The sequence below is a fragment of the Cytobacillus sp. SAFR-174 genome (assembly GCF_051964675.1).
GTDB lineage: Bacteria > Bacillota > Bacilli > Bacillales > Cytobacillaceae > Cytobacillus.
On the sequence record NZ_JBQCMZ010000015.1, the window covers coordinates 1 to 12,494 of the forward strand.

The window sequence follows — 12,494 nt, forward strand, 5'->3', positions numbered from 1 at the left end:
TAATTCAAGTATATAAAAAATACCTGTAGGTTGAACACTCTCTTTTTCGAGTGTCCTTCCTACAGGTACCATTTTAGCTCTTTGCTTTTCTTCTATCAATCTTTATTTCCCTTTAAACACAGGCTTTCTTTTCTCAATAAAGGCCTGGATTCCTTCTTTGTGATCCTCTGTTTGCCGCATTTTATGCTGGCCTAGCTTTTCGAGCTCAAGCACTTTCAGCAGGAGCGGCCGGTTTTTATCAGCAAGAATTTTCTTTGTCTTAATCATTGCTTCTGTCGGTCTGTTCAGCCATTGGCTTAATTTCGCATCAACTGCTGTGCTTAAATCTGCTTCTGCTATTTCGTGAATCAGCCCCATTTGCAGAGCTTCATCTGCAGTCAGCACTTTTCCTTCCCAGATTAAATGCTTCGCTTTATCTTCGCCAATGCGCTGCTGCAGGAAGAAATGAGCCCCTCCGTCAGGAATTAAGCCGATTCCAATAAAATTCATGGCAAGTTTGCTGTTCCTGTCTGCCAATATATAATCAGTGGCAAGGGCCAGGCTTAGGCCCAAGCCGGCAGCTGCCCCTGTTACAGCACTGATGGTCAGCTTCGGCATGCTATAAAGAGTTACAGCCAGCTCGCTGATGCAATCCATCACATCCGGGAAATCGCTTTCATTTGTTTCCAAAAGCATTGTTTTAATATCTCCGCCTGAGGAAAATGCGCGGCCCCTTCCTTTCAATACAACAATATCAATCTCATCCATTTGGCCAATATCTTTCATAGCAGCCAGGAGTCCTTTGAGCATTTCTACATTCAATGCGTTCAATGATTCAGGCCTGTTCATTTCAACCGTCGCCACACGCCCATCAAACTGCACGCTGACAGTCTCAGTTACAAAATCTGTTGTCAAAATCTTTCCCCTCCTTTAAATACTTCTTTTATTATAAAGAGTATTATTATATTTAAAAAGTGTTTTGTCTAAAAATTTTTAATTTTGTCACTTATTTTCCACTTCTTCGATACGCTCTCTCTATTAAACCATTTGGCTAAGTTATGAACTATTTTAATGATATTAAAAAAACAGCATCCCCAAAAAGATGCTGTAAATGACCCATTTTTACTTTGCATGACCTGTATATTCTTTTTGGACCTGCTCTCTTAAAGCCATTTTGAGGAATTTTCCTACAGAGGTTTTTGGTATTTCCTCAAAGAAAAGTATTTCATCCGGAAGCCACCATTTTGCAAATTGCGGCTTCAGGAAATCATAAAGCTCCTCTTTTGTGGTCTGCCCTTTAAATGGCTCTTTCAGAACAACGCATGCAACCGGCCTCTCCTGCCATTGCTCATGCGGGACAGCAACAACCGCTGCTTCAAATACCGATTCATGAGCCATTAAGGCATTTTCGATATCAACGGAAGAAATCCACTCCCCTCCGCTTTTAATTAAATCTTTTGTCCGGTCAACGATTTTCATAAATCCTTCTTCATCAATGGTAACCACATCTCCCGTGTAGAGCCAGCCATCACGGAATGCTTCATTCGTCCGTTCATCTTTATAATATTCAGAAGCGATCCATGGCCCTCTTATAGCGAGTTCCCCCATTTCCTTTCCGTCCCATGCTGCTTCCCCATCCTTGCCGGCAATCTTCATTTCCAGCCCAGGTACAAGAATGCCCTGTTTGGCTTTTATATCCAGCTTCTCTTCTGCTGATAGCTCTTCCTGATAGCTTTTTAAAGTCGAAATAACAACAAGCGGGCTTGTTTCAGTCATTCCATAGGCATGCATGAATGGAATTTTGTGCTTTTGCTCGAAGGCTTTAATCATGCCTTTTGGCGCTGCCGAACCTCCACATAGTACCGATCGGAGTGAGCTCATATCATATTTATTTTCATCAAGTTCTTTTAATAATCCGAGCCAGATTGTAGGCACTCCGGCTGTTATGGTAACTTTCTCAGATTGAATAAGCTCTGCCAGAAGTTTAGGTGTAAAATATGGCCCCGGCAATACAAGAGTGGTTCCAAACCAGACAGCAGCAAACGGCAGCCCCCATGCGTTTACATGAAACATCGGCACTACCGGAAGAGCGATATCTTTCTCGCTGACAGCTGCACTGTCTGCCATCCCAAGTGCCATACTGTGAAGGACAATTCCCCTATGGGAATAGACGACCCCTTTAGGGTTGCCTGTAGTTGCTGAGGTATAGCACATTCCCGCTGCCGAATTTTCATCCAGATCATCAGGAAATTCATAGGCACCGCCTGCTTCATTGATAAGCTTTTCATAGTGGAAAACCGGTGAAAGAGAAGTCTCAGGCAGTTCTTCTTCATCTGTCATAATGATGAACGCCTTGACCGTCTTCAATTTATCTTTAACCTTCTCAATTAGCGGGACAATGTCAGGGTCGATCAGCAGCACTTTATCTTCTGCATGGTTAATAATATATGTAATATGCTGAGGTGACAGACGGATATTAATCGTGTGGAGAACGGCTCCGCTGCATGGGATTGCGAAATAAGCCTCCAGGTGGCGATGATGGTTCCATGCAAGTGTTCCGACCTTATCTCCTCTTTCCACTCCCAGCTTTTGCAGGCTTTCTGCCAGCTTCCTGGTCCTTTCTGCAATCTCCTTATATGTCAATCTCTGAATTCCGCCGGCCGTTCTTGATACGACCGTTTTCTTTGGAAAATACTTTTCTGCCCGCCTGATCATTTGCGTCATAGTCAAAGGTGTCTGCATCATCATTACAATTCCCCCTTTTTAGAAAACGCTTACATTTAGAGTCATAGAGATCTATGATCTTTTACCTATTCATTCTCTTTATTTTCAGGAATTCCTTTAATATTTTTCTTAATTTTCCAAAATATTTTCATAAAAAAATCCCCGCCTATTCGGCTAGGGATTCATGTTTATTAAATAGCTCTTTTAATATTTTCAATTTCTCATCTGTATAATGTTTAAAACTGTCATTATACGATTTTGGATCCTTCGGGTTTGCAAAATGAGTGATTTTTCCTGTCTCAGGATCAATGAACTTACTGGAAGCCCCACATCCAAGCCCGATAATTGTCTGCTGTTCTTCCATAATCATAATGTTATAAATGCTTTCCTGGTTTGGAAGGGCATAGCCGACATTTTCAAGATTGCCGAGAATATTCTTCTGGCGGTAGAGATAATAAGGATGGTAATTATGCACTTTCGTCCAATCCTCAGCCATGTCCATCATTTTTTCAATCTCTTCACGATCGGCAACTTTATATTTTTGCTTGTTCTTTGTCATTTCCGAAGCTCGTTTAAAGGATAAAGTATGAACAGTCAGGGATTCCGGCATTAGTTTTTCTGTTTCACCCAGAGTATGCGCAAATTCCGGAACACCTTCTCCAGGCAATCCAATGATCAAATCCATATTGATATTGTTCATGCCCATATTACGGGCCAAATGGAATTTATCCACGGTTTCTTCTACTGTGTGGTGACGGCCAATCGCTTTCAAGGTCTCCTGAATATAGGACTGAGGATTGATGCTGATACGGTCAATATTCCATTTTTTAAGCACTTCAAGCTTTTCAGGTGTAATCGTATCCGGACGGCCTGCTTCCACAGTGACCTCCCGAATGTTTTCTACATCTGGAAAAGATTCATACATTTCCTCATAAAGCATATCCATCTCTTCTGCCGTAATGCTTGTCGGGGTCCCTCCGCCATAATAGACAGTGGTGATTTTTACATTATTTTCTTTTAGCCAAACACCAATTTTGCTCATTTCAAAATGAAGGCCGCCAAGAAATGAGTTAACAGAACCCTGCCTGCCATTAATCGCATAGGCAGGAAAAGTACAATACGCGCACTTTGTCGGGCAGAACGGAATGCCAATATATATGCTTACCTCATTTTTTAGGTCATAAAGATCCGGCACAACAGCAAGCTGCCGGTCAACAATATTCTGCATAAGCTGAATTTTTTCATCTGTTATCAAGTACTCTTCCTTCAGCTGCTGATGAGCTTCCTTGAGAGGTGTCTGATTCTGCATGGCACGGTGAAGCAATTTTGTGGGACGGACTCCGGTCAGAATCCCCCACTTTTGAGTAATGCCAGTCCAGTCCTGCAAAACAGTCAGGTATACATGTGATACTGCATTCTTAACTTGCCTGAAAGTCTCTTTTTCTGACTCAGCCGGAACAAATTCCTTTTCAAAATTGGCTGTAAGGTTCCTGCTGTCTTTATCAGTAAGCTTTGCAATGGCTTTAATGCGATCTCCTTGCTCAAGCTGAAAAGAAATTGTCAAATCTGCTGCAGCATTCTTACCAAGCACCACTTCACATTCTTCAAAAAAGAGGTTCCCGATCAGCCGAAGCGGCCGATGGAACCGTTCATCCTGTATGCCTAAAATTGAAATGTTCAAATCTATCACCTTTTTTTAGAAAATATAATAAATCTGCCGGTGTTTCATCTCACTGACGGCAGCTGCAGAGTCTTTATTATTCATGTTGACAAACTCCTTTTAGTGTACAGAAATGGGGAAACAAGGTCAATATCAGGGAAGTGAATCCCATTGGATCGCTTTGTTTATTTCCCTCTCTTTTTCTCTTTCTCTTTATCCAATGCCTGAATCAAAAAGAGAGCCCATCTGCCTGACTGGACTCTCTTTCATTCATTTTATTTTAACAGATTCATTTTCTTCAGGAAATCGATTGGATGCTGTTTGCGGAAATGTTCTTTAACCATGTAGCTTACGCCGCTCTGGTCATTGGATCGTGTCAGCCAGTCTGCTGCTTTTTTTACTTCTGCCGGGGCATTGCCCATTGCCACACCCAGACCGGCGGCTTCAATCATTTCCAGATCATCTCCAGAATCTCCTATAACGACCATTTGATTTCTGGAAATCCCAAGGTGCTCACATAAATAGAGCAAACCATTCAGCTTTGAAACTCCGGCAGGAACAATGTCCATCCTCAGATCATTCAGTTTAATGACTTCCACATTTTCAAACATGCCCCAAATGGCTGTCTTAGCATCCTCAAGGTCTTCTTTATCTTCAAAGTACACTTCAATTTTCGGCGGTGTAACAGGCTCATCTAAAATGGTGTCACTTAATGAATCCACAAACTGCTGGGAATAAAAAATGGGATCACCGGTTGTAAAAACAGTTTTAGCAAGCATATTGGTATTGAGCTTCGTTTTGTTGGCAAGGGAATATTTTTCGTGCACCAGCCTGATTTGACAGGTAAAGCCTTCAAGCAGGCGCACGATTTCAAACGTTTCATCTTCTTGAATCCTTTTTACAAAGATCGGCTTTTCCTGGGAAGCTGCAATATATGCCCCCCTGTGGGTGACCAGCAAAGAATTGATTTTCAATGCTTTAGCCACTTTTTTCGCGGATGGAAAGCTTCTGGACGTAACAAGTGTTACATAGATCCCCTTTTGCTGCACATATTCTATCGCTTCTTTTGTTGATTTATGAAGTCTTCCATTTGATTGGAGTAGTGTTCCGTCTATGTTTAAAGCAAGCATTCTGTATATCATCCAATTTGCCCCCTATTCTCGGTGTAAAATTGTCCTATTACACTTTTATGAAGGGAAGGACTTGATTAGAACATAACATGGACAATGTGGAAATATATTTTCATAGCTTAAGATCTTAATGATTTTCCGATCATGAGATATAAAAATGATAAATTATTCATTTACATTTTGTTTGCTCCGTATTAAGATGGAGTCATAAAAAAACTGCATATCCAAGTTTTGCACTAGGGGAGCTTTTTGGCTGAGAAGAACAATCCGTTCTGACTCTTATCACCCGATCTGGATAATACCAGCGTGGGGAAGTGCAGGTGAACGGCTATCATTCTAGTGTATTGATACATTCAACTGCATTTCCTTATGGGAATGCAGTTTTTTATTTTCATTATTACTAGGAGGATGGCAAAATGCAGGGAAATTTTTTATGTGGAACTAGTGAAATTACAGGGTGCAGGTTTTCAATTTACCCAATGACTGACAGGTTTGCAGATGTTATTTTATCAGCTCTAAAAGAAGTGGACAAGAGTAAGGTATGGATGGAAACAGATGATGTGAGCACCTGTGTGCGAGGCAGGTCTATTCATGTTTTCGATGTGGTCAAAGCTATTTATCTTGAAGCAGTTAAGCATGGAGACCATGTAGTGTTTAACGGCACTTTTTCAAATGGATGTCCCGGTGATACTGCAGGCGATGCTTATCTTGCTGAAAATGAGGAACGGGCGAATGAAGAATCAGCAGCAGGGATCAGCCAGGAAGTCGCTGTCCAGTTCGCCCTTTATCCGATGGGTATTCCTGATTACATGAACGTTATTATGGACCAGGTCGAGCTCGCAGCGAATCGGGGAACTTTTACTAAAGGGGTGCATTATGCTTCAAGACTAGATGGAGATGCACACGCTGTGTTTAAAACACTTGAGGATGCTTTTGAAAATTGCAAGAAAAGCGCTTCTACGCATATTGTTATGACGGTGAATATGTCAGCCAATAGTCCTTCCAAAAAGGGGGCTGAGTAATATGCTCGACAAGTGGAAGCTTCGTGAGGTCATTGTCCTGTCTGTACTCGCAGTTGTGTTTGCAGTTGTTTACCTGGTGTTCATGCACTTTGGCAACGTGCTATATGGAATGTTCGGCTTAATTGGCTATGATCTTATTTTTGGCATTTGGTTTATTGTTTCGATCATCGCAGCGTACATAATCAGAAAACCCGGTGCAGCCTTTTTATCGGAAACCATCGCTGCAGCCATTGAAGTCATGATCGGCAACGCAGTTGGTCCCCGTCTGATTCTGTCAGGGATGATTCAGGGGATTGGAGCGGAAGCTGTTTTTGCGGCCACGAAATGGAATAATTACCGGACATGGGTTTTAATTGCTGCAGGCATGGGTTCTTCTGTTACTAGTTTTATTTGGGGCTATTTCATTTCCGGCTATACGGCCCTCTCACCCGGTTATGTAACGGCTATGTTTTTTGTGAGGCTGATCAGCGGTGCTTTACTAGCTGGATTGCTGGGCAAATGGCTGAGCGAGAGCCTTGCGAAAACCGGGGCATTGAACAGCTTTCCAATTGGAAAAGAGCTGAAAAGGGGAAAACCGGAAAATGGAATTACAGGATAACCGGCATATATTAATAACTGAACAGCTTTCCTTCAGGTATGAAGATGTGAAAAAACCAATTATAAAAAATGTGCAATTCAGCCTTTATCCAGGGGAAGCAGTTCTATTATTGGGCCCAAGCGGCTCGGGAAAAAGCACACTTGCTTTCTGCTTAAATAAGTTGTATCCCGAGGCCGTTGATGGCAAATTGGACGGGACTATTTCATTCAAAGGAAAGATGATGGAAGAGTTCGGCCCTGGCGAAATTAATCAGCACATTGGCATTGTGTTTCAGGACCCTGAAAGCCAATTTTGCATGACCACAGTCGAGGATGAGCTGGCATTTGGGCTTGAGAATTTGAAAACACCTCCTGAAGAAATAGAGAGTAAGATTGATGAAGCATTGGAGCTTGTTCATCTTTTGCCATATAAACATTCCTTAATCCACACTCTTTCCGGGGGCCAAAAGCAAAAGCTTGCACTGGCATGTGTTTTATCATTAAAACCGGATATCCTGATTTTGGACGAACCGACAGCAAATCTGGACCCTGCTTCAAGCTATGAACTTACCCGCATCATCAAAGAGCTTAAAGAGAACCAGGCATTTTCTCTTCTAATAATTGAGCACAGGCTGGATGATTGGATTGATTTGACCGACCGCTGCGTGGTGCTAAACCGGGATGGCGAAATTTTATTTAATGGAAGCACCGCAGAATGCTTTAATCAATATGCAGAAGAACTTCTGCATGAGGGCATCTGGCTGCCAAGCGCGGTTAGAGCCGGCCTATCAGGAAAAAAAGAAGGTATTTACAAAGGGGAAAAACTCCCGTTAACTGATCGGGAATTAATCGCCGGATTTGCAAATCCCTTTAGCGCACTTCAGAATTTAGACAACCGGAAGAACAAACACCAAGCTCTTGAAGAGCAGATCATCCTATCAGCAGAGAACCTATCTTTTAATAAAGCTGGTAAGGACTTGCTAAGAAATATTAGTTTTTCAGTAAAAAAAGGCGAATTTGTGGCAATTGCCGGTTCAAACGGATCAGGAAAAACAACGCTTTCCAGACTGCTGGCTGGTCTATATACCCCTTCCAAAGGCAAAATTCTTTTTTATGACCGCCCTCTTTCCCAATGGAAGGAGCAGAAGTTAAGACAGAAATCAGGTTACGTTTTTCAAAATCCCGAACACCAATTTATTGCTGATTCTGTCTTTGATGAAATTGCTTTTAGTCTAAAGATACAGCAGATTCCTGATGCCGATATTCAAAAAACAGTTGAGGCTGCTCTTCTTCAAGTGGACTTGCTCCAGTACGCTGACATGCATCCTTTTTCCTTAAGCCAGGGGCAAAAGCGGCGGCTTAGTGTCGCATCAATGCTTGTGAATGACCAGGAACTGCTCCTCCTTGATGAGCCAACCTTTGGACAGGATGCCAGGACGTCCGGGGAGCTTATGAAGCTATTGGTAACAAAAATTCAATGCGGAGGTTCCGTGGTGATGATCACCCATGACATGGAAATCCTCCATTCCTATGCGGACAAAGTGGTTGTTCTTTCAGAAGGAGAGAAGATTTACGAGGGTTTGCCTGATGCATTATGGAAGAAAGATGAGATTATGAAAATTGCTTCCCTAAAGGTTCCTTACATAGAAAAACTCAGGAACGATATCAAGTCCATGGCAGGGAGGGAAAAGCTTGTTCTTACATGAATTTAACCCCAGCATTAAAGCATTCACTGTGATAGTCTGTGTGTTAATTCTATCGGTTTTCTTTGATCCCGTTACACCTTTTCTGACCTTAGTGATGACTGCAGCAGCCACCTTTATTTTTGGAAGAGTTTCATTCAAAAGATGGATTCTGCTTTTCTCGCCATTTATTTTCATGGCTGCAATATCTATTTGGTCAGCTTTAATTTTTTCTAAAACGATTGAAGGAGAAACCATATTATGGACATGGGGGATCTTCACATTGACTGAGGAGGGCTTTTTGCGCGCCCTCTCCCTTGGAATGAGGGTATTAAGCTTTACCTCTCTGTCCCTTCTGTTCATTTTAACTACAAAGCCGACAGAATTTCTGCTCAGTTTAATGCAGCAATGCAGGCTCCCTCCAAAGCTTGCATATGGAATTATGGCAGGCTACCGGTTTTTGCCATTAATGAAAGAAGAATTTGAGATTATACGAAGCGCCCACCGGATCAGGGGAGTACCCAAAGCCGGGACATTTCCGGAAAAAATGGCTGAGCTTAAGAGATATACAGTTCCTCTCCTTGCCGGAGCGATTCGTAAAGCTGAGAGGACGGCCATGGCAATGGAATCAAAAGGGTTTACCGGAGATAAAAACCGGGATTTTTATCATAAAATCTCGGTTTCCTGGAAAGATTGGGCTTATTTTACCTTCTTTATAGGGGCAGTACTGGCTAGTGCCTATATTTCATGGCTTTTCGGGTTTTTACAGCTTTATAATGGCGAACTTTAACAGCTTATTCTTGATTTCTGTGCGGATAGCACCTTTTTATGTCGGATGGAGCAATTTTATGTACGCATAAAATTTTTTCTGTAAGTACAGCTCCAATTTATGTGCGGAAAGCGGCTAAGAGCCGTACCCGCCTTTTTCACACACGAAAAAATACCATAAAATACCACAAACAACTATGAATAAATCTTATTTACTCTCCTAAAGCTATAATTGTAACAATCAAGAAAACTACACCAAGGAGATGATTTACATGGCAAGAAACAGCAATTCTAATCAGCTTTTAGTATCAGGAGTCAGTCAGGCAATTGATCAAATGAAGTATGAAATTGCAACAGAATTCGGTGTGAACCTTGGCCCGGAAACATCTTCAAGAGCAAATGGATCAGTAGGCGGAGAAATTACGAAGCGCCTTGTGCAAATGGCTGAGCAGCAGCTTGGCGGAGCACGCTAGTCCAAAAACGAAATCATAGTAAAATAAAATGCCGCTTCCAGCTAATCCCGGAAGCGGTTTTTCACCCTATTTAAGCATATTCAATATATCATCCACTGCCTCAAAAAGAGATGACGCCTGGATATCTGCACTAGTTGGATCAGAGCCGATAAAAACAGTTTTACAGCCTGCCTTCTTACCCGCCTCAATGTCCCGTTCATGATCGCCTACCATAATGCTTTTAGTTAGATCAAGATTGTGCCTTCCAGCCAAATCCACCAGCATGCCTGCATTTGGCTTGCGGCATTCACAGCCTGCTTTCGGCTTATGAGGGCAATAGGCAACCTCTTTAATATGTCCCCCTTTTACTGAGACAAGCTCCTGCAGCCTTTCATGAATTCTCTTTAGCTCCCTTTCTTTCAAAAAACCGAGTCCCACGCCGCCCTGATTGGTCACAACGAAAATTTCATAACCGGCTTTGGTCAGTTCTGCCACAGCTTCTGCTGCCCCTTCCAGTAAATATAACTGCTCAGGCTTGTTAACGAATTTTACCCTGTCTGATAGAACCTCGTTCAAAACGCCGTCCCGGTCCAAAAAAATGGCTTTTTTCAATGTGCTGCCCCTTTCATTAAATCGATATCTATCATAAAGGTACCCAAACCTTGTTCAGTTTAATATCGGAAGATGCTTTTTTCGTATAAAAAACTCCCGGATCAATTTCCGGGAGTTTTCTCATGGTATTATTCAGCTGCACCATAAAGGTCTTCAAGAGGCTTCATGATGATTTTGTTCATTTCTGCAATCATCATGCTCATGCGCTGTTCTGCTTCCATAAGCTTTGAAATCTGGGCGTGCTGCTGTACAAGCGCGACTGTCTTTTGAGCCTGTTCTACTTCTTCCTGTGTAATATCCTGGCCCATCATTTGTTTTTGCTGAAGTTCCATCTGGATTTTGCGGAAGTTATCAAACATTGCTTTTGCAGACGGATCTGCATTCACATCATCATATGCTTGCTTTAAAGCCTTATATTCATCGCTTTCCCGCACTGCTTTTTCTAATTCATAGGCTGAGTCATATAAATTTACTGCCATTAAAAACACTCCTTCCGATTCTTGTTCAAAATGGACAATACACTCTCCGTTTCGAACATCCACTACACTATAACAAACTATGACAGTAAACGCGAGGCGATACCCTTTAATTAATCAATATAGCAATGATTCCCTGTACGAGACCAATAATACCCCCAAGCAGAAAACCTAAATTTGTAATCATGGCTAACTCGCTTTTGATGATGGAAAAGACCATATCTTCTAATCTTTCAACCGAAAAATTGCTGACCTGTTCCCGGACAATTTCTGCCAGACGAAGCCGTTCCATAACCATTTCTGTCTTTCCTGAAAGCCAATCAGAAAGCATCTGAACACTTTTAGGAGCCAGCTCTTCTATCAGTACTGTCCTATAAGGGTCCATAAAAGATGAGATAGGCTTTCTAAATACATTCTCCAGATTAATGACTCTATGTGCAATATTCTTTAATACTGAAAGAATCTGTTCCTTTTCGAGCTGGTCTTCAATAACTGCAGCTTCCATCTCAAGGATTTTGCGCCACTCTTTTTGTAAAAGTGTTGTAATCAGGTCGGCCGTACCCTCATTACTTAAAAACCTAATGATTTCCGGCTGAATTTTATCCCCAAGATTGATGTTCCCCATGAACATCTGCAGCATATTGCTGAGCACGCCGCTGCGTTCACGAACAAAATCATCAGCCATTCTTTGGATCCTCATTTTACCTTCAATGCTGGAGAAATAATCAGCCCCCTTTTGAAGGATCATTGAACTGATAGCCGGGATTTTTTCATCCGCTTTATCCAAAAGGCCCTGAGGAATAACTTCTTTAAGAGGCAGGCCTCGATATTCACTTATAATCTTTTCATATTTCTGCTCAATTAATAAGTTTATGCGGTTCTCCGTTTTCGATTGGCCATCCGTGATTCCAAACGCTGCAAGAATGTCCTCTGCTGATTTTTCTGATTGCAGGATAGTTTCCATCTCTTTCTGAACAATCCCGGTTATATCACGCTGAAATTGATCATTGATGAACTTTTTCTTGATGCTTTCCGGTGTCAGAAGATGATTAACAACCAGCTTTCCCATCTGATCTGCCATTTCATCTCTTCGTTTAGGAATCAGCCCAGGGGTAAATGGAACCTTCCATTTACCTATGTACACGGCATTATAAGGTTTAAAGAGCATTTTAATAGCCAGGTAGTTAGTAAACCCGCCAATGAGAGCCCCAATTATCATCATTAAAATTATTGTCATTGCAATTTCCATAGATATCTCTACCTTCCTTAAGTTACAGGCGCCTCTCTTGACGCACCATTTAATTGCCCAGAACATACGATATGGTATCAGCTTTTGCCTATTTTTTCATTATACAGTGAAAACTTCATCAATGGGAGTTTTGCACATTCTGCGGAATAAATTCAGCATTCAAT

12 protein-coding genes and 1 riboswitch are annotated in these 12,494 nt (G+C 41.8%); of the genes, 5 read left to right on the top strand and 7 right to left on the bottom strand.

Features of this window, described 5'->3' with window-relative positions; genetic code table 11:
- Positions 1 to 102: 102 nt before the first annotated feature.
- From ACTHRG_RS15370 to ACTHRG_RS15385, 4 genes are all read right to left on the bottom strand, one after another.
- Complete coding sequence (locus ACTHRG_RS15370; protein WP_048010725.1) at positions 103 to 894, bottom strand: enoyl-CoA hydratase; 792 nt, start codon at positions 892 to 894, stop codon at positions 103 to 105.
- Between the two features lie 207 nt (positions 895 to 1,101).
- A complete protein-coding gene (locus ACTHRG_RS15375) occupies positions 1,102 to 2,727 on the bottom strand; it encodes a long-chain fatty acid--CoA ligase (protein ID WP_076262440.1) in 1,626 nt (541 codons plus the stop codon).
- A gap of 142 nt (positions 2,728 to 2,869) precedes the next feature.
- Entirely contained in the window at positions 2,870 to 4,384 is a 1,515-nt protein-coding gene (locus ACTHRG_RS15380) for a coproporphyrinogen III oxidase (protein WP_440231568.1), read from the bottom strand.
- 254 nt (positions 4,385 to 4,638) lie between these two features.
- A complete protein-coding gene (locus ACTHRG_RS15385; protein WP_076262444.1) occupies positions 4,639 to 5,505 on the bottom strand; it encodes a Cof-type HAD-IIB family hydrolase in 867 nt (288 codons plus the stop codon).
- A gap of 216 nt (positions 5,506 to 5,721) precedes the next feature.
- A riboswitch (TPP riboswitch) is annotated at positions 5,722 to 5,823 on the top strand.
- Between the two features lie 86 nt (positions 5,824 to 5,909).
- Here ACTHRG_RS15385 and ACTHRG_RS15390 point away from each other — a divergent pair.
- The 5 genes from ACTHRG_RS15390 (at position 5,910) to ACTHRG_RS15410 (ending at position 10,014) form a co-directional block, all read left to right on the top strand.
- Complete coding sequence (locus tag ACTHRG_RS15390; RefSeq protein WP_076262446.1) at positions 5,910 to 6,515, top strand: YkoF family thiamine/hydroxymethylpyrimidine-binding protein; 606 nt, start codon at positions 5,910 to 5,912, stop codon at positions 6,513 to 6,515.
- A gap of 1 nt (position 6,516) precedes the next feature.
- Entirely contained in the window at positions 6,517 to 7,113 is a 597-nt protein-coding gene (locus ACTHRG_RS15395) for an ECF transporter S component (protein ID WP_076262448.1), read from the top strand.
- Entirely contained in the window at positions 7,097 to 8,797 is a 1,701-nt protein-coding gene (locus ACTHRG_RS15400; RefSeq protein WP_076262450.1) for an ABC transporter ATP-binding protein, read from the top strand. The genes ACTHRG_RS15395 and ACTHRG_RS15400 overlap by 17 nt, the downstream gene beginning before the upstream one ends.
- Positions 8,784 to 9,563: an energy-coupling factor transporter transmembrane component T family protein gene (locus tag ACTHRG_RS15405; RefSeq protein ID WP_076262452.1), complete on the top strand. Its 780-nt coding sequence runs from the start codon at positions 8,784 to 8,786 to the stop codon at positions 9,561 to 9,563. Before ACTHRG_RS15400 ends, ACTHRG_RS15405 begins: the two co-directional genes overlap by 14 nt.
- 250 nt (positions 9,564 to 9,813) lie before the next feature.
- Positions 9,814 to 10,014 (top strand): alpha/beta-type small acid-soluble spore protein, encoded by a 201-nt coding sequence (locus ACTHRG_RS15410; protein ID WP_009331452.1) that lies wholly within the window; start codon positions 9,814 to 9,816, stop codon positions 10,012 to 10,014.
- A 66-nt stretch (positions 10,015 to 10,080) separates the two neighbouring features.
- On the opposite strand, the gene ACTHRG_RS15415 is transcribed toward ACTHRG_RS15410, so the two are convergent.
- The 3 genes from ACTHRG_RS15415 to ACTHRG_RS15425 form a co-directional block, all read right to left on the bottom strand.
- Positions 10,081 to 10,605, bottom strand: coding sequence for a D-glycero-alpha-D-manno-heptose-1,7-bisphosphate 7-phosphatase (locus tag ACTHRG_RS15415; RefSeq protein WP_076262454.1), 525 nt, complete (start codon positions 10,603 to 10,605; stop codon positions 10,081 to 10,083).
- Positions 10,606 to 10,733: 128 nt separating this feature from the next.
- Entirely contained in the window at positions 10,734 to 11,084 is a 351-nt protein-coding gene (locus ACTHRG_RS15420) for a YlbF family regulator (RefSeq protein ID WP_076262456.1), read from the bottom strand.
- 106 nt (positions 11,085 to 11,190) lie between these two features.
- Positions 11,191 to 12,330 (bottom strand): DUF445 domain-containing protein, encoded by a 1,140-nt coding sequence (locus tag ACTHRG_RS15425; RefSeq protein WP_076262458.1) that lies wholly within the window; start codon positions 12,328 to 12,330, stop codon positions 11,191 to 11,193.
- Between the last annotated feature and the right edge of the window lie 164 nt (positions 12,331 to 12,494).